This window comes from Micromonospora sp. NPDC020750 (assembly GCF_044334565.1).
Classification (GTDB): Bacteria; Actinomycetota; Actinomycetes; order Mycobacteriales; family Micromonosporaceae; genus Micromonospora.
The window spans coordinates 42,074-64,270 of the sequence record NZ_JBIRTH010000016.1 but is presented as its reverse complement, the minus strand read 5'-3'; the positions used below and the strand labels follow the sequence as shown (position 1 = coordinate 64,270).

At 72.7% G+C, this 22,197-nt stretch carries 16 protein-coding genes, 1 tRNA gene and 3 pseudogenes; 11 read left to right on the top strand and 9 right to left on the bottom strand.

The window, feature by feature from the left end; genetic code table 11:
* Positions 1-371 (bottom strand): hypothetical protein (locus ACH4T9_RS30720; protein WP_396674839.1); only part of this gene is annotated, 371 nt, incomplete at its 3' end.
* Between the two features lie 665 nt (positions 372-1,036).
* On the opposite strand from ACH4T9_RS30720, the gene ACH4T9_RS30715 reads away from it, so the two are divergent.
* The 3 genes and pseudogenes from ACH4T9_RS30715 to ACH4T9_RS30705 all read left to right on the top strand — a co-directional run.
* Positions 1,037-1,429, top strand: a complete 393-nt coding sequence (locus ACH4T9_RS30715; RefSeq protein WP_396674838.1) for a hypothetical protein — start codon at positions 1,037-1,039, stop codon at positions 1,427-1,429.
* A 400-nt stretch (positions 1,430-1,829) separates the two neighbouring features.
* On the top strand, positions 1,830-2,201 hold the full coding sequence (locus ACH4T9_RS30710; RefSeq protein WP_141719502.1) for a hypothetical protein: 372 nt from the start codon (positions 1,830-1,832) through the stop codon (positions 2,199-2,201).
* Positions 2,202-2,928: 727 nt separating this feature from the next.
* Positions 2,929-3,075, top strand: a pseudogene (locus ACH4T9_RS30705) (acyl-CoA thioesterase); the annotation flags it as partial.
* A 152-nt stretch (positions 3,076-3,227) separates the two neighbouring features.
* Here ACH4T9_RS30705 and ACH4T9_RS30700 read toward each other — a convergent pair.
* The 3 genes from ACH4T9_RS30700 to ACH4T9_RS30690 form a co-directional block, all read right to left on the bottom strand.
* A complete protein-coding gene (locus ACH4T9_RS30700; RefSeq protein ID WP_396674837.1) occupies positions 3,228-4,247 on the bottom strand; it encodes a tyrosine-type recombinase/integrase in 1,020 nt (339 codons plus the stop codon).
* Complete coding sequence (locus ACH4T9_RS30695) at positions 4,244-4,582, bottom strand: AbrB/MazE/SpoVT family DNA-binding domain-containing protein (RefSeq protein ID WP_396674836.1); 339 nt, start codon at positions 4,580-4,582, stop codon at positions 4,244-4,246. Before ACH4T9_RS30695 ends, ACH4T9_RS30700 begins: the two co-directional genes overlap by 4 nt.
* 254 nt (positions 4,583-4,836) lie before the next feature.
* A tRNA-Leu gene (locus tag ACH4T9_RS30690) sits at positions 4,837-4,920 on the bottom strand.
* A 178-nt stretch (positions 4,921-5,098) separates the two neighbouring features.
* Between ACH4T9_RS30690 and ACH4T9_RS30685 the strand changes: the two are divergent.
* A pseudogene (locus tag ACH4T9_RS30685) lies at positions 5,099-5,326 on the top strand (hypothetical protein); the annotation flags it as partial.
* On the opposite strand, the gene ACH4T9_RS30680 reads toward ACH4T9_RS30685, so the two are convergent.
* Complete coding sequence (locus ACH4T9_RS30680) at positions 5,297-5,608, bottom strand: hypothetical protein (protein WP_396674848.1); 312 nt, start codon at positions 5,606-5,608, stop codon at positions 5,297-5,299. The pseudogene ACH4T9_RS30685 and the gene ACH4T9_RS30680 overlap by 30 nt on opposite strands.
* A 1,260-nt stretch (positions 5,609-6,868) precedes the next feature.
* Between ACH4T9_RS30680 and ACH4T9_RS30675 the strand changes: the two genes are divergently transcribed.
* The 5 genes from ACH4T9_RS30675 to ACH4T9_RS30655 all read left to right on the top strand — a co-directional run bounded on the left by ACH4T9_RS30675 (position 6,869) and on the right by ACH4T9_RS30655 (position 15,355).
* Positions 6,869-7,861, top strand: coding sequence for a fibronectin type III domain-containing protein (locus ACH4T9_RS30675; RefSeq protein ID WP_396686874.1), 993 nt, complete (start codon positions 6,869-6,871; stop codon positions 7,859-7,861).
* Positions 7,862-8,014: 153 nt separating this feature from the next.
* Positions 8,015-10,654 (top strand): fibronectin type III domain-containing protein, encoded by a 2,640-nt coding sequence (locus ACH4T9_RS30670; RefSeq protein ID WP_396674835.1) that lies wholly within the window; start codon positions 8,015-8,017, stop codon positions 10,652-10,654.
* Between the two features lie 27 nt (positions 10,655-10,681).
* Positions 10,682-11,683 (top strand): AAA family ATPase, encoded by a 1,002-nt coding sequence (locus tag ACH4T9_RS30665; protein WP_396674833.1) that lies wholly within the window; start codon positions 10,682-10,684, stop codon positions 11,681-11,683.
* Between the two features lie 16 nt (positions 11,684-11,699).
* On the top strand, positions 11,700-12,950 hold the full coding sequence (locus ACH4T9_RS30660; RefSeq protein ID WP_396674831.1) for a DUF58 domain-containing protein: 1,251 nt from the start codon (positions 11,700-11,702) through the stop codon (positions 12,948-12,950).
* Positions 12,926-15,355 (top strand): transglutaminaseTgpA domain-containing protein, encoded by a 2,430-nt coding sequence (locus ACH4T9_RS30655; RefSeq protein ID WP_396674829.1) that lies wholly within the window; start codon positions 12,926-12,928, stop codon positions 15,353-15,355. Before ACH4T9_RS30660 ends, ACH4T9_RS30655 begins: the two co-directional genes overlap by 25 nt.
* Positions 15,356-15,380: 25 nt before the next feature.
* Here the strand turns inward: ACH4T9_RS30655 and ACH4T9_RS30650 are convergent, their stop codons facing one another.
* The 4 genes and pseudogenes from ACH4T9_RS30650 to ACH4T9_RS30635 all read right to left on the bottom strand — a co-directional run bounded on the left by ACH4T9_RS30650 (position 15,381) and on the right by ACH4T9_RS30635 (position 18,707).
* Positions 15,381-16,172, bottom strand: a complete 792-nt coding sequence (locus ACH4T9_RS30650) for an SDR family oxidoreductase (RefSeq protein WP_396674827.1) — start codon at positions 16,170-16,172, stop codon at positions 15,381-15,383.
* Positions 16,173-16,204: 32 nt separating this feature from the next.
* Positions 16,205-17,170, bottom strand: a complete 966-nt coding sequence (locus ACH4T9_RS30645) for an LLM class F420-dependent oxidoreductase (protein WP_396674845.1) — start codon at positions 17,168-17,170, stop codon at positions 16,205-16,207.
* Positions 17,171-17,368: 198 nt separating this feature from the next.
* Positions 17,369-17,551, bottom strand: a pseudogene (locus ACH4T9_RS30640) (hypothetical protein); the annotation flags it as partial.
* An 85-nt stretch (positions 17,552-17,636) separates the two neighbouring features.
* The gene (locus ACH4T9_RS30635; RefSeq protein WP_396674825.1) at positions 17,637-18,707 is read right to left on the bottom strand and encodes a LacI family DNA-binding transcriptional regulator; all 1,071 of its coding nucleotides are present in this window, start codon (positions 18,705-18,707) and stop codon (positions 17,637-17,639) included.
* Positions 18,708-18,889: 182 nt separating this feature from the next.
* Between ACH4T9_RS30635 and ACH4T9_RS30630 the strand changes: the two genes are divergently transcribed.
* A complete protein-coding gene (locus ACH4T9_RS30630; RefSeq protein WP_396674823.1) occupies positions 18,890-20,593 on the top strand; it encodes a DUF4127 family protein in 1,704 nt (567 codons plus the stop codon).
* Complete coding sequence (locus ACH4T9_RS30625) at positions 20,590-22,182, top strand: hypothetical protein (RefSeq protein ID WP_396674821.1); 1,593 nt, start codon at positions 20,590-20,592, stop codon at positions 22,180-22,182. The genes ACH4T9_RS30630 and ACH4T9_RS30625 overlap by 4 nt, the downstream gene beginning before the upstream one ends.
* Positions 22,183-22,197: the final 15 nt, after the last annotated feature.

The following is a 22,197-nucleotide window of genomic DNA, read 5'->3' as shown; positions in this document are numbered from 1 at the left end:
TCGAAGGAGAACGAGCCACCTGCCTGCGGGAGAAGCTTGAACGTCTCGTGGGTACCCACGTGGACCTGGCAGTTGACGGTCCCACCGCCCGGCCCACCGGGGATCTGCGGCAACTCGGCGGCGTCCATGCGCAGATACACGTTCGAAAAGGTCGCCGACGCGAAGGCGAACGAGCCGTCGGCCTGCGGGAGAACCTTGAACTTCTCGTAGGGTCCCGCGCCAAATTGACAGTTGACGATCCCAGTGCCAGACCCGTTCCAGGTCGTCACCCCGGTGCCGTCCATGCGCAGATACACGTTCGGAAAGGTCGTCGACAGGATCGTGATCGGTGTGTTTCCGGGCGCCGCGAGGTCCGCCACTGACAACGGCATGAGAGGTCCTCTCTTTCTTCGGGAATTCTCACTCACGATAGTCGGATCGTCACGGAGAGATAAACCATGGCGTTTGGCGAAGGGCGAACGTAACGACGATGGTGGACGGATGTGACAATACCGAAATGCAACACCATGCCGGGATTCTCCCGAGCAGCGAGGACTGGCGGTGCCGGTTGGCCAGAGCCGAGAGCGAGCGCGATCAGCGTCGCGTCTTTTCCACCAGTAGTTCTGGTCACGCCGAATCCGCCAACTAATTAGTGCGGTTGACGCTGACGCTCGACCGCTGTTGACCTGTTGGCGAGTCGATGCCGAGCAACGATCGGCTACAACAAATGGCAAACCCGCTCGGCCTGGGAACCGGATAGTGCTAATACGTCAGCAAAAGAACCGTTCAGACCTGCTGTGACGGTGTGGTTTTGTCCGTCGACAGTGAGCAGCCACCGTCGAGCATGAGGTTGTGTGGACCAAACAGGATGCAGCGGTGGCTGCCGCCTACAGAGTAGACGTTCAGCGATGGGCCGCGTTGTTTGACGGGCTGATGGACTGCAGCGTCTTCGCAGTCGCCCCCGGCCAGGAACCTCTACCGGTGGCGGGTTAACAAGATCCTCGCCGACGCGAACGTCGCGCTACGGCTTGCTGAGGACGGCGAGGACGCCGGCCGCTTGGTGCAACTGGTCGACAACGACCGCCGGGTCTTGGTCGAGCGCGCTCTTCGCTCTCCGGATCCCAAGGCAGGCGATCAGGTCCACCACGCTATCGCGCTGTTCCGTGGCCGTACTGCCACCACCCAGGACAAGCGCTCGGCGGTCGTCACGCTCGCGCACGTTCTCGAACGACGCCGGAGGTTACTGAAGGCGGAGTTGCTTCGCGGCGACGAGGGCGCGCTCTTCCACATCGCCAACGAGTTCGCCATCCGCCATGAGAACGAGCGGCAGAAGTCCGACTATGATCTGGTGTTCCTGGACTGGATCTTTTGGTGGTATCTGGCCACCATTGAGTTGACGGATCGACTGCTCGCGCGCGGGACTGCTAGTGCTAGGAGCATGGGTCAGTAACAACGTGGCCTGGGGTCGACGTCCGTCCCGCGAGCGGGCAACACCGGTGGTTGGACAACTGGTACCGCGATCGCTGAACCACCTCGTCGATCTGATTCGCACCCACCCGCAAGCAGCAGCGACCTCACTGGCGTCGGCTCGATCCCTGCCGACAGCCCCTGCCCACCTGCGTAAACGGCGACCCGGCTTCGGCATCGGCGTCGGCTGGCGCTACGTCCGCGAGCCGTTGCGCTACTAAACGCCCCTGCCGCAGCTCACCATGTCCACCAATCCAACAACGCAACAGAGTCCGCCCCAGTCGTCGCGGAATTGACCTTGGAGCCTGCTGGCCTTGGCTATCCGACTGTCAGACGCGCGACCGGTCAAGCGGGGGCGCGCAGACCCGCGATAGCATCCATTCATGGATGGTTATCGATCATTTCTCCACCGGTCGTTCGGTGTTGCCGCCGTGACGGCGGCCGTCGCGGCCAGCGCCCTGGTCCCCGCCCCGGCGTCGGCTGCGGTGCCGCCGCGCATCTGCGAGGTCGTCGTCGTCGCGGCCGGTGACGGCCAGGCGGTCCGCAGCGCGCCAGGGTTCGCCGGCGCGCCGCTCTACACGATGAGCACCGGGAACAGCTTTTCGCTCTGGGGCACCGGCATCACCCTGGACAACGTGAACTGGAAGCCGCGGACTGACAACGGCTCCACCCCGGTCCAGGAGTGGGTACCCGTCATCAACGTCATCACCGGCCTGCGATACGTCGACAACATCTTCTGCGACCGGGGCGTCTGACCGCACCCGGCCACCGCCCGGCGGCGCCCGCGCCGCCGGGCGTGCCCGCTCGTCAACGGCGTCGACAAGGACCTCAAGGGCTTGCTCGCGGTGATCGACGAGCAAGCCCTTGATCTGTAATTTCAAGGTGGAGCCGAGGGGACTCGAACCCCTGACCCAGGCCGCATTGCGATCCCTCGTAGGGCGGATGAGGACCAAAGCTTAAGTCGCAGGTCAGGCAGGCTGGCCGGACTCCGCTCAAGCTTAGTTTTGCAGCGAACCTCCGGTCGTGCAGCCTACCTCGGCGTGTCGCTGAAATCCGGGAAAGTGATCTAGACACTACTCTCTGGTCCACCGCTGCGACTTGAACACCGGCCCTGACACCGTGTAGCAGGCCAGGAGGAGAAGCTTCGGCCGTCTCGCGGTGGTCAACGCCGCCTGGCAACCGGGCTCTTGGCCCACCTTCCGCGAGGTCGGCCTCTTCGGCGAACAGCCGAGCACCACAGCGACCTCCTCTACCCGGAAAGCGCATACCGCCGGTGAATAGGTTGGCGATGCGCTGCGCGTCCGGGAGCTCGGCCAGCGCGGCGCCCACCACGAGATGATCCGGCACTAGGTCCTCGACGTACTCGCAGGCATCGCCGTCCACCCGGTACGCGGCCTTGACCGCGAGGAGCGGGCCGCGCGCGGCACCGGAGATCCACCCGACACAATCGCCGTCTTCTCCCAGGCATCGCGCTGGTTCGCCGTCGACGACGAAGGCCAGCCGCGTCCGGTGCCACCGCTGCTGCCCCAGACCGACGGGGACCGGCACCGCTACCGCGAGGCGCAGATCCGCCGGGTGCACCGTCTGGCCCTGCGGCGGGCGCTGCTCGACGGCACCGAGGAGGGCTGAACGTGCTCGGACTGTCCACAGCCGCGCTGGCCGGCTACCTCGCCGCACCCGCTGTTCAAAAGCATGACGCAGCCCCGCCCCACCGATCGACGCAACCGGCCAGGGTGGGCCCGAACGCGTCGCCCGGGCCCACCCTGGCCGGTCGCGTCAGCTCACGCCAGGGGATGGGGTTCGTTGGTGAGAGCGGCCAGCGCGGCGGCGACCTCCTGAAGACTCGCCCGGACATACGTCGCGGTGGTGCCGGCGTCGCCGCCGCCCTCGGAGTGTCCGGCGTAGGCGCGGGCGACGGCGTAACCGAAGTTCCGCTCGACCCACGTCAGCGTCGTATGCCGCAGCCAGTGAGTGCTGATCTGCTGCACATACACCCACGGCAGATGCTCGCCGATACGAACCCACAGATGGTCATACCGCCGATACCTGATCGGCAGCCCGCTGCGGTACCTCAACAACTGACCCGTGGCAGTGGCATGGCGCTCCTCGGCATGCCGCTGCAGATGCATCATGAGCGTCGGTGACACCGGCTGCCACCGCACCGTGTCACCCTTCTCCCGCAACAGAATCAGGCACTGATCCGAATCCAGATCCACCGGGCGCAGCGCCAACGCACCACCCCGGCGGCACGCCGTCTCCGTGTGCAGCCGTAACAACAGGCTGTCCAACGCCGGATCGTCACCGGTGCTGGCCGCGACGGCGTTGATCTCCGCCAGCCTCGTGTCGGCCACCGCCCGCCTGGTACTCGGCAACCGCCGCGGCTTGGCCACCTTCAGAGCAGGATTGTCCGCCGCCGCGATGAACCCATCAGCGACCGCCCGCTTGTACAGACACCGCAACGCCGCAATCAGATGCTCCGCCGCACTACGCCCGCCGCGGGCGTTCCGCCGGGCCACCACATGCGTCTTGACGTACTCCGCCAACTGCTCGATCTCCGACGGCGTCGGCTCGTCAAGCCGCCGCTGTCCCCAGTGCTCCAACACCCGCTTCCAGTACGAGCCATACGCCCGACGCGTACCTTCGCTCACCGCCGCCGACACGACCGGCACGTACTCGGCGAACGTCGGCGCCGGCGGACGCGCCAACGCCGCCTCAACAAGATCAGCCGGCGAGATCCCCATCCGCGCCAGCAACAACCGGGCAGCATCCAACTCGGCTCGACCCGCCGTAGTCCCGCTCATGGCAGATCACCGCCGAGAACAGCAGTGTGAAGCTGAACGACCACCGCGTCCAAAGCAGCGGGAGGATGCACCACGAGCAGCCGGTCAGCAGGGTTGGCCGCCAGCAGCACCCGATCACCGGCCGTCAGCCCACACCAGTGCCGCACCGTCGCCGGCAGAAGGAGATGGCCTTGGCCCGTAACGGTGAAGACACCCTGCCCGTCCTCGCGGACGACGATCAAACCTGCGCCCTCGTGGATGTGCAGCCGAGTGCCAGGTGTCCAGCCGAGAGCGCGGACGATCGCGCGATCGGCGATCCGACCGCTGGCATCGAGGGCCGCCAAGCCGTAGACCATCGCGCCCACCCGCGGCGTCGGAAGAACCGGCAGCGGGAGAGGTGGTCGACGAAGTCGCTCGTCAGGTCGACGGCCCTCCGGACCCCGGCTCAACAACATGACCGGGGGGATCACGGGAGCCACAGCGGCATCAGCCACGACGACCACCCCCATCCGAAGCGGGGGCCACCGAAGGCGTCACTGAGATCAGATCGGCGTGGTCAAGCGCGCTCGACCACCAGTACGTGAAACACAGCAGGGATGCTGCAAAATTGTGTCCGAGGGGGGACTTGAACCCCCACGCCCTTTACGGGCACTAGCACCTCAAGCTAGCGCGTCTGCCATTCCGCCACCCGGACCTACTCGTTCAGCCTACCCTGTCGGCCTGGGCGGCTTCACCGCCCGTTGGCCGCCCCGGAGGGCCGCACGGGGCATTACTGTACACGGCGGCGATGGATCATGCACATCACCTTCCCGCCGGCCCGTTTGCCCAGTTCAGGGGGCTGAAGAACCCGACTGGGGTAGGCCGATTCGATCATGGCCGGCAGGGCGGGTGGCGTCGACCCCCCCTCTCCGGGCAGCATGACTGACGTGTCACAGCCCTCTCCCTTGGCCGCCCTCCAGCATCGGGTGCTGGCCCAACGCGCCGCCGGTGACATCGCCGGCGCGCGTCGGCTGCTGGCCGACGCGCTCGGACCGATCCGGGCCAGCTACGGCGAGGACCATCCGGAGGTGCTACGCATTGCGCACCTCCTGGCCCGCCTGCATCGTGAGGCCGACGACCCGGCTGCCGCGCGGCGCGTACTGGAGGAATGCCTCTCGGCCGGCGAGCGCCGGTGGCATCCCGCCGATCCGCTGATGCTCGCGCTCTCCCTCGACCTCGCCTCGGTCTCCGAGGAGCTGGGCAACCGGCACGAGGCCCGCCGCCACTACTCCCGCATCGCCGACGCCGGGCCCGCCGTGCTCGGCGCGGACCACCCGGCGGTACGCGAGGCGCGGCAATACCTCGGCGCCGCCGCGCCCGGGGCGGCCCCCATTCCTCAGCACAACCCATCCGCCGCCCCGCACCACCCGACGGCCCCCCAGCACGGCCCGCCGGCCGTCCAGCTTGGTCCGCCGAAGCTCGACGGTCCGACCATTTCCCTCGCACCGGTGCCGGTGCTCCCGCCGCAGAGGCAGGCGCAGGCCGCCGCGCCCCCGCCAGCTGCAGCGCCGCCCCCGCCGCCGGTGTCCGCCCCGCCACGGCAGTCGCCAACTCCACCGCCGGTCCCGGCAACGCCGCATCACCTGCCGGCTCCGCCCCAGATTCCGGCGCCGCCCCAGCAACTCCCGCCGCGAATCCCACCTCCGCCCCGGGCACCGGCCCCACCGACCGAGCCGCCGCCGACCCAGGCACCTGCACCTGCACAACGCCGTCCCGAGCCGCCCCTGGCACCGGGAACACCGGGACACGTGCCCGCGCCCCGGCTTCCCGCTCCCCCGCCCACCACGCCGGTTGGCGTGCCAGCCCAGCAGGCGAACTCCTCGTGGACTCCGGCCCAGATCGCCGCGCCGCCGGCATCCCGGGCCCCGGCTCCCCCACCGCCGGTCCCCAGCGCCCAGCCCGGGCCGCCGCCGCATCAGGCCCTCCCTCCGACCCCGGCCGCGCCGTCTCCGCGTACCGGACCGGTCACACCACCCCAGCCGCCGGCGCCGCCCGGACCCGCCTCCCCTGGGGCGCCACGGCCCGGGTCGAGCGGCACCCAGCCCACGTCCGCCCCACCGGCACCCGCACCGGCCATGCCGCCGGCCGCGCCCGCACCGCGCCCGCCCGTCGGCCCGGCAACGCAGCCGGCATCGCCGCCCGTCCCGGCGCCGGGTTGGGACAAGCCGACCATTCAGGTACGGCAGATCGACGCGCTGCTGCGGGAGGAGGCCGCCCGAACGGCCGGTACGCAGGCCGGACCGGTCAGCGGCGGCCCGGCGGCTGCGGTGAGTGGTGCCCCGTCAGAGGGCGGCGCCCCGGTCAGCGCACCGCCCGCGAGTGGTCCCCCGGCCGTCCCGGTCAGTGCGCCTCCCACAGCCGCACGGCCGGTGAGCGGCACACCGGTCAGCGCACCACCCGTGGGCGGCACACCGGTCGGCATGCCGCCCGTGGCCGGACCACCGGTGGGCGTCACACCGTTCACGACTCCGCCCGTGAGCGGCCCGCCGGTGAGCGGAGCACCGATCAGTGGCATGCCGTACAGCGCACCGCCCTTCAGCGCACCGCCCGTGAGCGGCATGCCGTACAGCGCACCACCCTTCAGCGCACCACCCGTGAGCGGCATGCCGTACAGCGCACCGCCGGTCAGCGGGCCGCCGGTGCCGCCCTGGGGCATGACGGCGCCGCCGTGGAGCAGCGTCGCGCCGCCGCAGCCGCTGGCTTTGACCGTCGAGGAGCCGGACGCGGCCCCGGACCCGCGTGACGGGGTCGACCGTCCCGCCGAGAAGCCGGACGCGCCGTACGCCGGCTGGGAGCCGGAGACCGGCCCCGCGCCGGCACCGCCGCCTCGGTCACCCGGTCCGGAGCCGTCGGTGCCGCGGCTCGACGCGTCCGCCGCCGCGCCGTTCCCGGTCCTACCGCCTCCGTCCACGGTCCCACCGTCTCCGCATCGGGACCACCGCTCCGACGCGACCGAGCAGGGACCGGCCGAGCGGGGACCGGGCGCGGTGGACTGGGCGGAGCAGCAGCCGGCCGAGCACAGACCTGCCGAACACGGCCAAGGGCAGGGGCAGCAGGAGGGGCAGGCTTGGCACGAGCGGGACGGCTGGCGGGCCGACGACGGCTACCCCTCGCCGCCGGATGCCTGGCAGACGACGTACCAGGAGAAGGAGCGCGCCGGGCGCGGCCGGACGGTGGTCCTGGTCGCAGTGGTGGCGCTGGTGGCCCTGGCGATCGTGGTCGGCGTCGCGGTGCTGGTGTTCGGTCGCGATGAGGCCCCTCCCCCGGGCGCGACACCGGCGTCGGCGTCGGCGGCTCCGAAGGTGAGCGGCCCTCCGCCGGGTGGCCTGAAGCTGCGCGACGACAGCAGCACGATCAGCCTCACCTGGACGGATCCGTCCTCCGGCGCGGTGCCGTTCATGGTGGCCGGCGGGCGGACCGGGCAGAAGCTGGGCGTGCTGGCCACCGTGGACCCGGGGCAGACCAGCTACACGGTCAACGGCCTGAACTCGCGGGTGGACTACTGCTTCACCGTGCTGGCGGTCTACTCCACCGACGCCTTCGCCACGTCCGGGCAGGTCTGCACCGCGCGGGGTCCGGCCCCGACGCCGAGCTGACCGGTCGTCCACCCCGCACACGCTGGGTGTCCACAGCCGGACCGTGCGGGTTTCCCCTGCCTCAGGGTGGCCATATGATGGCACCCGGCTCAGGGGAGGGTCGCCGGTCTCCGGCGCGCCGACCAGCATGACGACACGGGGAGGCAGCCGCTTGTGGCCACCAACGACGACGCCGTGAGCACCGGGCCGGAGATCCCCGCTCGCCGTTCCCGCTGGCGCGGCGGTCTGGTCACCGTCGGCACGGTGGGCGCGCTGCTGGCCGCGATGGGACTCACCGTCCTCGGGCTGGGCGCCGCCGACAACGCGGTGGCCAACTACGACGCCAGCAGTTGGCTGTGGAGCGCGGCGCGCAGCGAGATGGCCCGGGTCAACGGCATCACCGCGCGGGTGGACACCCGGGTGGAGGTCCCCGACGCCCGCCGGCATCCGATGCAGGTCATCCAGACCGACCGGCTGTTGGTCCTGCGTGACCTGAACACGGGACAGGTCAACTCGCTGGACCTGGCCACCCTCCAGATCACCGCCACCACCCGGACCACCCCCGGCCTGGGCGTCAACGTCGCACTGCACGAGGACGCCGCGTTCGTGGTGGACGCCGTGCAGGGCATCGTCCGGCAGCTCGACCCGCGTTCGCTGGCCCCGGTGGGTGAGCCGGTGCGCTATCCCCCGGGCATCACCGGCGGGGCGTTCGACGGGGAGGGCCGGCTCTGGATCGCCGTCCCGGCCGAGGGCACCGTCTCGGCGGTCACGGCGGCGGAGCTGCCGTCCGAGCCGGGCTCGGCCGGGCCGGCTGACGCCGGCGTCAGCCCGAAGAAGGTCGAGACGTACGAGATCGCCGAGCCCAGCCACGAGTTGATCGTCTCCACGCTGGACGACGGGGTGGCGGTGCTCGACCGCACGTCGGGCGAGCTGGTGCGGGTGCAGCGCGGCGAGGTCAGCCGGACGCCGCCGCTGACGGTCGCCGGGCCGGGTGCCCTGCCCGCGCGGACCAGCGGGCCCAAGGTGCCGGTGACCGTCCCCGGTGACCGGACGGTGCATGTGGTCGGCGCCGGCGGCGAGGAGCGCGCGTTCACCGTGCCGGGCCGGGGCGACGGGCTCAGCCCGGCCGTGGCCTGGGCCGACCGCTACTACTGCGCCGACGGGACCACCGGCACCGTGTACTCCTTCGACGCCAACGGCCAGCTCGTCGACACGATCGGCGGCAAGGGCTCGACGGGCCCGCTCGAGCTGGAGGTGCGGGAGAACCGCCTGTTCATCAACGCGCCGGACTCGTCGACCGCCCGGGTGGTGGACGACAAGCACCAGGTGCGCGAGGTCGACAAGTACGCCAACGACGTGCTCGGCGGCGACCCGCCGCCGGTACCCCCGCCACCGCCCCCGCCGAAGAAGCCGAAGGTGGGCAAGCCGAGCGCGCCGCGCGGCGTCACCGCGTCGGCCGGCAACGCGCAGGCCCGGGTGAGCTGGCGGCCGGCCGCCGCGAACGGCGCGGAGATCATCCGGTACGTGGTGGAGGGCGCCGGCCAGCGCCGGGAGGTGGGCGCCAACCAGCGGTCGGTGGAGATCACCGGCCTGACCAACGGCGAGACGTACCGGTTCTCGGTGCACGCGGTGAACGCCAAGGGCGACGGCCCGGCCCGGACCAGCAACCCGGTCATCCCGACCGCGGCCGTGCCGGACCCGCCGGCCAGCGTCACGGCCGAGGCCCGGCCGGACGGCACGGTGCTGGTCAAGTGGCCGGCCGCCAACGGCCAGGGCAACACCATCGCGAAGTACGCGGTGACGGCGGCCTCGGCCGGCGCCAACGCCCCGGCCGGGGAGTCGAAGAAGACGGAGCTGGTGGTGCCGGCCGGCGAGCTGGAGTACGGCACGCAGTACGCGTTCACCGTCGTCGCGGTCAACGACCGGGGCGCCGGGTCGACGGCGTCCCCGGTGAGCAACAGCGTGGTGCCGTTCGCGGCGCCCGGTCAGCCGGTTGACCTGCGGGCGTCGACGGTGGCGGACCAGCCGGGCACCGTCGCGGTGCAGTGGTCCCCGGCGTCGGCCAACGGCCGGCCGGTGACGAAGTACCTGGTGGACGTGGGCGGCCGGGCCAGCGAGGTGACCGACACCCGGGCCACCGTGAACGGCCTGGGCGACGGGCAGAACGTCACCGTGAAGGTGAAGGCCGTCAACGAGGCCGGCCCGGGCCCGGAGGCCACCGCCACCGCGCGTACGGTCGCCCAGCCCCGGATCACCGTCACCGGCTCGTCGGCGACGGCCACGGCGGTCACGGTCACCTTCACCGTGGACGCCGGGGGCGGGCAGGCGAACTGCACGGTCAGCGTCCCGGGCGAGGCACCGGTGCAGGCGAGGAACTGCGCCAGCGCGACCGTGCCCGGCCTGACGCCGGGCACGAGGTACACGGCCACGGTGACGGCGAGCAACGCCGCCGGCAAGGGCGCCGTGACCCGCGCGCAGGACACCGACCCGCTGTACGGGATCGCGACCTGCGACAACGGTCCCGACGGCGACCAGCGGACGTACTGCGACAAGGAGATCGACGGCCGCAACGGCAACGAGGTCTTCCGGGTGACCCGGCAGGACAACGACCAGCAGGCCGGCTGGGCGAAGCCCGGCACCCGGCTGAAGGCGTACTGCCGCAAGCAGGGCGAGAACGTCGACTCCTGGATCTACAACAACCAGAAGCAGAGCACCTGGTGGGTGCAGGTCGAGTTCGGCGGGAAGAACTACATCCCGTGGGCCTGGCTCAACCTCGAGGGCGGGGACAACATCAACGTCCTGCCCACCTGCTGACCGCGCCACCAGGCAAGGAGCACCACCGTGAACACCAACGAACCGCTCACCCAGCCGGAGGTGCAGGGCTTCGCCGCCCTCGCCGCCCGGCTGGCGGAGAACGTCAACTCGGTGGTGCTGGGCAAGCCGCAGGTGGTCCGGCTCGCGCTGACGGCCTTGTTCGCGCAGGGGCACGTGCTGCTGGAGGACGTGCCGGGGGTCGGCAAGACCACCCTGGCCCGGGCGATCGCCGCCACCGTCAAGGGGCGGTGGCGGCGCATCCAGTTCACCCCGGACCTGCTGCCCTCGGACGTGTCCGGGGTGAACATCTTCAACCAGGCCACCCGGGGCTTCGAGTTCCACCCGGGGCCGGTGTTCGCCAACATCGTCATCGCCGACGAGATCAACCGGGCGTCGCCGAAGACCCAGTCGGCGCTGCTGGAGGTCATGGAGGAGCGCACGGTCACCGTGGACGGGGTCCGGCATCCGGTGCCGCAGCCGTTCCTGGTGGTGGCGACGCAGAACCCGGTGGAGATGGACGGCACGTACCGCCTGCCGGAGGCGCAGCTCGACCGGTTCCTGGTGAAGCTCTCCGTCGGCTATCCCGACGAGGCGGTCGAGGTGGAGGTGCTGCGCGGGGCGACGGTCCGCTCCCCCGAGGCGCTGTCGGCGATCGCCGACACCGACACCGTCGGGGAGATGGTGCAGATGGCCCGGCGGGTGCACATCGCCGAGCCGCTGTACGCGTACGCGGTCCGGCTGGCCGCCGCGACCCGCAGCCACCCGCAGGTGCGGGTGGGGGTGAGCCCCCGGGGGGTGATCGCGCTGACCCGGGCGGCGTGCGCGTACGCGCTGATCGACGGGCGGGGCTGGATCATGCCGGAGGACCTCAAGGCGCTGGTCGAGCCGGTGTTCGCGCACCGGCTGCTGCTCAGTTCGGACGCGCAGGTGCGCGGGGTGACCCCCGCCGAGGTGCTGCGGCAGGCGGTCGCCTCGGTGCCGGTGCCGCTGCCGTCGGGGCAGGTCGCCCCGGCCCGGGTTCAGGGCTGAGGCGGGCCGTACGGACGTGGGGATCACCGCCCGGGGCGCCGGGCTGCTCGTGGCCGCCGTGGCGCTGCTGGTCGCCGGGTTCCGGTTCGCGTACCCGGAGTTGACGCTGCTCGGTGCGGCGGCGGCGGTCGCGGTGGGGTACGCCCTGCTGGTGGCGCTGTGGCGGCCCCGGCTGGAGGTGACCCGGCACGCGGACCCGGACCGGGTGTCCCGGGGCGAGCCGGCGCGGATGGCGCTGACGGTGCGCAACGCGGGGCGGCTGCGTGCGGTGAATCTGCTGGCCGAGGACCGCTGCGGCGAGCGGACGGTGCCGGTGCCGGTGCTGCGGCTGCGCCCCGGCCGGGACACCACGATCAGCTACGACGTGCCGACCGACCGGCGGGGCGTGGTGCCGGTCGGGCCGCTGCGGGTGACCCGGCGCGACCCGCTGGGGCTGGTGGCGCTGGCCCGCCCGTACTCGGGCACGGTGCCCGTGTGGGTGCACCCGCGCATCCACCCGCTGGCGGCGGTGCCGAGGGGGGCTGGTCGCAGCCTCGACGGCCGGGTGGACGGGGTGCCGCACGGGTCGATCACGTTCGACTCGTTGCGGGAGTACGTGGTCGGCGACGAGTTGCGCCGGGTGCACTGGCGCACCAGCGCCCGGGTCGGCGAGCTGATGGTGCGGGAGAACGTTGACACCAGCCTGCCCCGGATCGTGGTGCTGCTGGACGACCGGGCCGCCGCCCATCCCGACCCGGAGTCGTTCGAGTCGGCCTGCGAGGCGGCGGCGTCGGTGGTCGCGGCGGCGCTGCGCGCCGACCTGCCGGTAGCGCTGCTGCTGGTGGCCCCGGAGCAGCCCACCGGCGACGGACAGTCGGCGTCGGCCGGGAACCGGTGGGCATCCCGGGTCGTGGGCCGGCTGCGGGCCCGTCCCGCCGCGCCGCCGGCCACCACGGTGGCGAGCCGGACGGCCGAGGCCGCGACCCCGCCGCTGGACCGGCTCGCCGCGGTCCGGCTGGATCCGGGGGACGCCGGTGCGGCGCTGGGCGCGGCGACGGCCCGGCTGCGTCAGCAGCGCCTCGGTGACACGCTGGTCTTCCTCACCGGGCCGGGCGGCCGGGGCGACCTGGGGCACCTCGGCGCGCTGCGCGGGGCGTACCCGTCGGTGGTGGTGGGGGTGTTCGGGGCGGCTAAGCCGACGCCGGCCGGCGCGACCGGGATGGTGGTCGTCGACGCGGCCGACGGGGCCGCGTTCGCGGCCGAGTGGGACGGGGTCCGCCGGTGGTGAGGGCGCTTCGGGCGGTGCCGCTGCCGCTCGCGCTGATCGCGATGGTCGCGCTGACCGGGGTGGTGCTGGGCCGGGTGTACGCCGGGGGCCTGCTGCCCCGGCTGGTGATCGGCGCGGCGGTGGGCTCGGTGCTGGTCAGCGTGGCCGCCCGGCGGCTGCCGTCCTGGCTGGTCGCCCCGCTGTCGGTGGCCGGCCTGGCCGGGTTCACGGCGTGGTCGTTGCGGCTGTCCGCCGACGCGGCCGGGCTGTCGGGCTCGCTGGCCGACGTGACGGCGGACGCGGCGCGCAACGGCATCCCCCGGCTGTTGACCGCGATGATCCCGGTCGAGCCGACCCCGGACACGGTGCTGGTGCCGCTGGTCGCGGCGTGGCTGGCCGGGCTGGCCGGCGCGGAGGTGGCGCTGCGGGCCGGCCGGGTGCTGCTGGGCTGTCTCCCACCCGCGCTGCTCTACGCCGGCGCGCTGTACGTGGTCGGGCCGAACGCGGACCCGGCAATCTGGCCGACGGTGGCGTTCGCGGCGGTCGCCGCGGTCGGGCTGGCCGCGCCGTCCCGAGGCCCGGGTCCGTCGGGCCCGGACCCGACCGCCGGCCTGGCCCCGGGGGTACGGGTGGCGGTGCGGGTGCGCCTCGCCGCCACCACCGCCGCCGGGCTGGTCGTGGTGGTGGGACTGGCCGCCCTGCTCGGCCCGGTGGTGGCGGGCCGGGTCGACGACCGGCCGGTGGACCCGCGCCGGTACGTGGAGCCGCCACAGGTGGAGTCCCTGGACGAGAACCCGCTGATCCGCATCTCGGGTTGGGCGTTGAACCCGCAGCAGAAGCTGCTGGACGTGACGACGCGCCGCCCCGGCGCTCCGGCCGACGCCCCGGACCCGGTGCCGACCCCGGCGGGGTCGACCGGCCCGGGGAGCGGCACCCGGCCGAGCGCCTCGCCGGGCCGGAGCGCCGGGCCGGACAGCGGTGACAGGCCGGGCGACGGGACCGGGCCGGGCAGCGGTGACGGGGGCAGGTCGGTGCGGATCCGGCTCGCGGTGCTCAGCGACTACGACGGGGTGACCTGGCGGGTCGGGGCGACGTACCGCAACGCCGGGCGGATCCTGCCGGCGGCCGAGTCCGCCCCCGGGGCCACGGTGGAGACGGTCCGGCAGGAGATCACCGTGGCGGACCTGAGCGGGCGGTTACTGCCCGCGGTGGCCACCCCGCGCGAGGTCAGCGGCGCCCGGGTGGCGTACGACCCGCAGACCGGGACGCTGATCCGGCCGGAGGGGCTGACGCCGGGGCTGCGGTACACGGTCACCTCGGCGGCGGAGCGGCCGGACGACAACCTCCTCGGCATGGCGGACGTGCCGGCCGGGGACGAGGTGGCCCGGGTGCTGCGGGTGGCCGACGGGGTGCCTGACCCGGTACGTCGGCTCGCCGCCCAGCTCGCCGAGGACAACGGTGCCCCGTACGCGCGGGCGGCGGCGATCGAGCAGTTCCTCGCCGAGCACTACCGGATGGTGGCGGACGCGCCGAGCGGGCACGCGTACCCGAATTTGGGCTTCTTCCTCTTCGGACCGCGCAACGCGGGCGGCCAGCGGGGCACCTCCGAGCAGTTCGCGGCGGCGTTCGCCCTGCTGGGCCGGTTGACCGGGCTGCCGACCCGGGTGGTGGTGGGCTTCCGTGCCACCGGCGACGGGCCGGTCCGGGCCGGCGACGCGTACGCCTGGCCGGAGGTGCTCTTCTCCGGCCTCGGCTGGGTGCCGTTCGACCCGCTGCCCCGTCCGGACGACGAGCCGCGCCCGGTGGAGGAGGACTTCCGCCCCACGCCGGAGGACCCGCCGCCGTCGGAGGTGCCGGAGCCGACGCTGGAGCCGACAGCCACCCCGCCGGCGCAGGCCGCGCCGGGCGGGCCGGTCGACTCGGGCGGGCTGTCGACGCCGGTGCTGGTCGGCGGAGGGGCGGCCGTTCTGCTGCTCGTCGTCGGGGCGGTGCTGGCGGTGCTGGTCGCGTTGCGCCGGGCGCGGTCCCGGGCCCGGCTGTCCACGGGCGACCCCGGCCGGCGGATAGCCGGCGCCTGGCGGGAGCTGACCGACGCGCTGCGGCTGGCCGGCCGGCCGGTGGACGGGGACCTCGCCGCCACGGAGGTCGCCGAGCGGGCCCGCGCCGCCCTGGCCGAGGCCCGCGCGGGCCGTCCCCGATCCGATGCCGGGGCGGGCCGGACCGGCACCGGCCCGACGCCCTCCGTGGAGGAGCTGGCCGTTCTGCTCAACCAGGTCGCCTTCGCCCCGGGCAGCGCCAGCGAGGCGCAGGCCGACCGGGCGGCGGCCGTGGCAACGGACTACACCACGGCGCTACGCGCCGCCCGCCCCCTCTGGCGCCGCCTACTCTGGTCAACCCACCCCGGCCCCCTCCACTGGCCCCACTGACCCCGACCGGCAGGAGGGGTGGGGGTCAGGAGCGGAGGCGGCGGACGAGCTTGCGGAGGCCGGCCTGCCAGCCGTCGGGGTCCTCCGCGCGGCGGCGGGCGTGGGCGGCTACCTCCGGGTGGGGCAGGATGAGGAACCGCTCCTCGGCGAGGCCGGCGATCACCGCGTCGGCCACCTGGTCGGGGTGGAGCACCGCGCCGGAGGCGGCGATCACCCGCGCCCCGAGGTGACCGGCGGCCAGCCCTTCGGTGAGCATCGGGGTGTCCACCCCCTGTGGGCACAGCGCGCTGACCCGGATGCCCTGGTCCCGATACGTGATCGCGAGCCACTCGGCCAGCCCGACCGCCGCGTGCTTCGTCGCGGTGTACGGGGCGTCGCCGACGGCGGTGAGCACCCCGGCGGCCGAGCAGGTGTGCAGCAGGTACCCCTGGCCCCGGGCCAGCATGCCGGGCAGCACGGCCCGCGTCGAGTGCACGTGGGCGAGCACGTTGACCCGCCAGGCCCGGTCCCAGTCGGCGTCGGTGGCGTCCAGCCCCGCCTCGGTGGCGACCCCGGCGTTGGCGCAGAACAGGTCGATCCGGCCGTACCGTCGCTCGGTGTCGGCCACAAGGGCGCGGACCTGCTCCTCGGCGGTGACGTCGAGCTGCGCGGCGTGGGCGACCGAGCCGACGCCTTCGGCGACGGCGCGGGCCCCGGCGGCGTCCAGGTCGGCCACCACGACGGCCGCAGCGCCCTCGGCGGCGAACCGGCGGGCGAGGGCGGCCCCGATGCCGCCGGCTCCGCCGGTGATCACCGCCACGCGGTCGGTGAGGTTCATGTCGGCTCCCTCCGTCGCCCCGGGCAGGGCGGTCAGGCCGGTCCCAGTCGGGCGATCAGGTCACCCAGCGCCGCCGCGCCGCCGCCGGCCGGCTCGGGGGTCGGCAGCAGGGCCAGCACCGGTACGTCCACCCCGGCGTCGGCGTAGCGGCGCACCTGGTCGCGGCAGTGCTCGGGCGAGCCGTGCAGCACCAGCGCGTCGACCACCTCGTCGGGCACGGCGGCGCCGGCGCCGCGCCGGTCCCCCGCCGCCCAGGCCCGCCACATCGGCCCGAGCGTCTCCGCCCGGCCCAGCCAGCGGTGGAACTCCGCGTACGTGGGCACGGTGAGGTAGCCGGTGATCAGCCGGCGGCCGAGGGCGCGGGCGTGCGTGGCGTCCTCGGTGGGGCAGACGAAGATCCGCGCCACCACCTCGAACCCGTCCCGCCGCTCCCCCAGCGCGCCGAGGGCGGTCGGCACGTCGTCGGCGGCGAGCCAGTTGAGGATCACCCCGTCGGCCTCGGCGCCGGCCAGTCGCAGCATTCCCGGGCGCAGGGCGGCCAGCAGCAGCGGCGGCGGCACGGCCGGCGGCCGTTCCAGGGTGAACCGGCGCACCGCGAAGGTGTCGTACGCGCCGTCGACGGTCTGCCCGGCCAGGGCTGCCCGCAGGAAGCGCAGCACGTCCCGGGTGCGCTTGAACGGCTCGTCGAAGGCCACGGCGTTCCAGTCCCGCACCAGCACCGGCGAGGACGCGCCGAGGCCCAGGGCGAACCGCCCGGGGGCGGCCTCGGCGAGCGCGGCGGCGTGCATCGCGAGCAGGCCCGGCCCCCGGGTGAACACCGGGGTGATGGCGGTGCCGAGGCGCAGCTCGGGCTGCCACGCGGCGGCCAGCGCCAGCGGGGTGAACGCGTCGGCCCCGGCGACCTCGGACGACCAGAGGTCGGTGAAGCCCGCCCGGTGCAGGGCCGCATAGACGGCGGCGTGGTCGGCCAGCGGGATGCCGCTCAACGGCACGGTCATACCCCATCGGTTCGTCACCGGCCGATCCTCCCGCTGGCCGGGCTGCCCGGCAAGGTCGGGCCGTCGGGCCACCGTGCCGCCGTGCCGTTGGGCCGCCGTGCCGCCGTGCCGTCGGGCCGATCGGCCGGGGTGTCCGGGAGCGGGCGGCCGACGCGCTGGTGCCGGACGCCGCGGCGAAGGTCGGCGCGCTGGTGGAAGTCAGCCGCCAAAGGCGAGCCAGCGCAGCCCGGCTCCCTCGGCCGCGGCCCGATCCCGGTCGGTGAGCGGGGCCCGACCGGTGGCCTTACGGACCAGCGTCAGCCGGTCCCAGCCGAACTCCGCCGGGATGTCCCGGCCGCCGGTCAGCAGCGCCGCGACGACCTCGGCTGCGGCCGGCGTGACGCACTCGTCGTGGAACGCCGCCCGTACCGCTCGCATGGGCCTCCCCGTCCGGTAGGTGACGGCTCCAGTTTCGCAACCCCGCTGGTCAGGTGCGGCCGGTTGCCGGGCCCGGGGCATCGAGGGTCTCGCCCTCGACCAGTTCGCAGGGAAGCAGCCGTTGGTGGTCGCTGATCCGGCCGTGCAGGATGTCGTCGAGTACCTCGATGGCCTGCCAGCCCATGTCCTCGCGGGGGATGCGGAAGCCGGTGAAGTCGAGGTCGGTCTCGGCCTGTTCGGTGGGATCGCCGAGCGCCAACAGGGACAGGTCACCGGGCACGGACAGGCCCCTGGCCCGCGCCGCCCCGGCCATCGCCACCGCCTCGACCAGTTCCTCGCAGAAGACGGCGGTGACCCTGGCCGAGCACAGTGCGTCGAGCAGTTCCGCCCGGGTCCGTCCGCCGACCGGTTCGTGCCGACCGTCGACTCCGGTCTCCCGGACCGCGGCGGTGAAGCCGGCCAGTCGGTCGATGGCGGACTCGGGGCCGTCACCAGCGCCGACGTACGCCAGCACCCGGTGCCCGAGGTCGACGGCGCGGTGGACGAGGGCGGCGGTGGCCTGGGCGTAGTCCGCACCGACATGGGGCACCGGACCGCCTTTGCCGGAGGGTAGATAGGCGTCGTCGCGTCGACCGACAGACACGAAGGGCATGTCCTCGGCGACCATCCGGGCCAGCTCGTCGCGGGGAATCTCCCGACCGAGCAGAACGCACCCGTCGGCGAGCCGGATGCGGTTGTTGTCGTGGAAGATCCGCCGGCTGCCGCCACTCACGGGGGCGCTGGTGAACAGCAACAGGTCGCACCCGATGCTCTCCGCGCACGCCTCGATGCCGGACAGGAACGGGTGGTAGAAGTTCCCGCTGGTGCTCGGGAACACCGACTCGTAGGTGAACACGCCCAGGATCTGGTTGTGCTGCTGGAGCAGCCGCCGGGCGAGCGGGTCGGCGACGTATCCTGTCTCGCGGATGACCCGCAGCACCCGTTCCCGGGTCTCCGGGGCGATCCGCCAGGCCGCCTCACAACGGTCGTTGAGCACAAGGGACACCGTCGTCTGACTCACCCCGGCCATCCGGGCGATCTCATTCTGCGTCAGCCTGCCCCGCCCTGCGGACACGGACACCGGCCACCTTCCGAGGTAGTAGGTATTGCCGACCGTTGTTGCGAAGGATGCTGCCCGGCCCGCGGAACCAGTGTCAAGGGTGGACAGAAGCAGTAATACGAATTACGGGCTCCGGCGGTCTTGACCCGGGGTTCCCGTTGCTCCAACACTCAGCGCACCCACCGGCAACGCAAGGAGCCGAAATGCCTGATCACGCCTTGTCCCGACGTGGCCTTCTCCGGGCAGCAGGCCTCGCCGGTCTGACCAGCGCCGGCCTCGCCGCCCTCAGCCCCCCGGCTCACGCCCGGCCGAAGACCCGACGGCTCGGCGGTATCGCCCTCATCCCGCTCGACGACCGGCCCTACACCTGGTACGCCCCGCAACAGATCGCCACCGGCGCCGGCTACGACACCCTGTTGCCGCCACGGAAGACCCTGGGCCGGCACTTCACCCCCGGCGACGGTCGCGCCGTCGGCCGGTGGCTCACCTCGTCCACCACGTCGGCGGACGCGCTGGTCGTCGCCCTACCGATGCTCGCCTACGGTGGGCTGCTCAACTCCCGCAACAGCTCCGTACCAGAGGCCGAGGTTCTCGCCCGGCTGGCGGCGGTACGGACCGTCCGACGGCACCGCCCGCACCGGCGGCTCTACGCCTTCGACACCATCATGCGGCTCACCCCCGAGGGGCCGTGGCGCAACGAGCTGCGGGTCTGGGCGACGGTGAAGGACGAGGTCGACAACCTCGCAATGGTGGAGAAGCGTCCTCAGCTCGACGCGCTGGAGTCCCAGATCCCGGCCGACGTGCGAAACGACTATCTGTCCACCCGGGCCCGGAATCACCGGGTCAACCTGACGATGATCGAATGGGCTGCCGAGGGGATCTTCGACTTCCTCGTGGTGGGCCAGGACGACGCCACCGGCAACGGCCTGCACCGACCGGAGTCCCAGGCACTCGCCGCCCGCATCGCCGAGCTGGGCGTCGGTGACCGGGTGGTGATCTACCCGGGTGCCGACGTGGTGGCCGCCCTACTCATCGCCAAGATCGCCATCAGCGACGCCGGCGTGCGTCCGAAGGTGAGCATCGAGTATTCCCGGGTGCCCGGTGATGCCTGGACCGCGCCCTTCCAGAACATCCCGTACGCCCAGCTCGTCCGGGGCTACATCGACATCCTCGGCGGGACGGTCGTGGACCAGCCGGAGCAGTCCGACCTGGTCCTGATGGCCAACACAGGTGGCAGTTCCGCGTCGGTGGCGCCGTTCGCCGACCGTCTGGTGGCCCACGTCCGGGCCGGCCGCCCCGTGGCCCTTGGCGACGACGCGATCGCCGGACACTCCGACCGGCGACTGCTGTCCCTGCTCAACGGCCGAATCCGGTACGTCGAGCTGGCCGGCTACTCCGGCTGGAACGTCGGGATCAGCCTTGCCCAGGCGATGTCCCGCTGGGCGCTGCGGCAACGATCGATCTGTGGTGACCTGCCACCCGGCGCGCGGGCCACCGCCGGCGAGCCGGTGCTGGCCGCACGACGGGCGCTCCTGCACGACGCGGCCCGAGCCAGCATCGAACTGTCCGTCTCGGAGCTGGTGCAGACCGACTCGTACCGCAACAACGTCCGCACCGCCACCACCGCCTACGCCTCCTCGCTGGGCGAGCCGGACCCGCAGATCATCAAGACCTACTTCTCCGAGATCAACACGTACGCGGTCGACAACACCACCCCGTACGCGGAGAAGCTGTTCGCCGACGAGTTCGCCGGGGCCACGCTCGCCCTCGGCAGCGATGGACGATCGCCGGTGACGGCCCGCGTGGACCGACTCGACGCCTGGCACATCTACCTGCCCTGGGACCGTACCGGCGAGATAGCCGCTGAGCCCCGGATCGCCCTGACCCCGAACCGGGGGCACCGGTGAGGGCGCGGGCAGCGGCGCTGGTGGCCGCGCTCATCGTCGGCGTCGCGGCACCGATCCCGGCCACTCCGGCCGTCGCCTCCACCCCCGTCCCGCTCGTCGACAGCTACTTCGACTGGATCCTGGAGTCGTACGACGGGGTACGCAACGGGTTGCGCCGGGACATCGAACACATCTACGCCAACCAGTTCACGGTAGCCGGCCGGCCATGCTCCCCGGCGAGTCCGTGCACCGTCGGCGGACCGCAGCAGAGCACCGCCGCCTGCACCAGCCTCCAGTTCATCTCGGTCTACCTCGACCAGCGGGCCGCGTACGAGCAGCGGTCGCTGTCGAGCGTGGAGACCGGAATCATCGACGAGTTCGCCAACGCGGTACTCGCCCACCGGCTGACCAAGAACCCGAACGCCCCGAAGATCTTCGACGATGCGGTGGCCAGTACCCCGGACGGCCAGATCCGCTACTTCACCTCGTTCGGCAACGCGGCGTGCGGAGAGGCCCTGCTGGCCGCCCACCAGGCGACCGGCACCGCCGGATACCTCGACGCGGCCACCGGCATCGGCGAGTTCCTGCTCCGCATGCAGGATCCGCGCGCCTACTACCTGTCCTACGGCATCCATCCGTTCGTCGACGCACTCGACCAGCCCACCACCCCGCCGGGCGGCTACGTCGACCAGATCTCCAGTTGGAGCAACCTCTACTCGACGATCTCCATCTGGAATCTCACGGCGATCGCGTTCATGCAGCGGTTGGAGACAGCCGTGGCACCGCTGGACAACAGGTACGGCCAGTCGGCCGCCACCGCCCGGCAGTTCCTCAGCACGGGCCTCCAAGCCGGTGCGGACTGGTACACCTTCGACTTCGACTCCCCCGCCACCAGCCAGAACCGGGTGGTCGCGCAGAGCGCGTACAGCGCGGACTGCCGGGACAACCGGTGGCACCGCAAGGGATCCTGCACCTACACCAACGGCCAGATCGCCGGCGGAACCCTGGGCACCGACATGATCGAGTACGGACTGGCCGGACTCTACGACCACGAACGCCAGCTCAACGGCGTCAGTTCCGCGGCTGCCGCCGTAGCGACCCTCTACACCACCTACACCAGCCTCCCGGGCTGGCACACCGCCTCGGCCAACGACCCGCTCGACTGTGTCGACGACACCGCGTCCGGAGCCGTGGACCCGTACTACCCGCCGGCCAACCAGGGGGCGACGCCGTCGGGTGACGCGTGGGACTACGACTCGCACCTGTCCTTCGGTGGCTTCTTCCGCCTCACCTCGCCCAACATGAACGCCGAGGCGAAGTACTACGACATCGTCGGCTTCGGCGTCCTCGCCGAGCTGCGCAAGGAGCTGGTACCGGCCAAGTTCACGGCGGGCTACCAACGGTTGCAGCAGGCGGACCGGCAGGACGCGCTGTACGCCCTGCTCGACCGCTCACTGGTCGCGATGTTCCTGCCCACCCGGGACACCAACGACCTCGATGGTGACAGCGACACCACCGAATACCTGTGCAAGGGCACCCGGGGCACTCTCCCGATCGCCCACAACGGGCTCGGCATCCTCAAGGCGGTCGGATACGCCGGCACCCGGTGACCGCGCCACCGACCG

Coding starts and splice junctions, on each gene's coding strand:
- ACH4T9_RS30700 (WP_396674837.1), bottom strand. CDS start 4,247: ATGAGCGGGACTACGGCGGGTCGAGCCGAGTTGGATGCTGCCCGGTTG.
- ACH4T9_RS30695 (WP_396674836.1), bottom strand. CDS start 4,582: ATGGTCTACGGCTTGGCGGCCCTCGATGCCAGCGGTCGGATCGCCGAT.
- ACH4T9_RS30675 (WP_396686874.1), top strand. CDS start 6,869: ATGCCGTACAGCGCACCGCCGGTCAGCGGGCCGCCGGTGCCGCCCTGG.
- ACH4T9_RS30630 (WP_396674823.1), top strand. CDS start 18,890: ATGCCTGATCACGCCTTGTCCCGACGTGGCCTTCTCCGGGCAGCAGGC.
- ACH4T9_RS30650 (WP_396674827.1), bottom strand. CDS start 16,172: ATGAACCTCACCGACCGCGTGGCGGTGATCACCGGCGGAGCCGGCGGC.
- ACH4T9_RS30645 (WP_396674845.1), bottom strand. CDS start 17,170: ATGACCGTGCCGTTGAGCGGCATCCCGCTGGCCGACCACGCCGCCGTC.
- ACH4T9_RS30710 (WP_141719502.1), top strand. CDS start 1,830: ATGGATGGTTATCGATCATTTCTCCACCGGTCGTTCGGTGTTGCCGCC.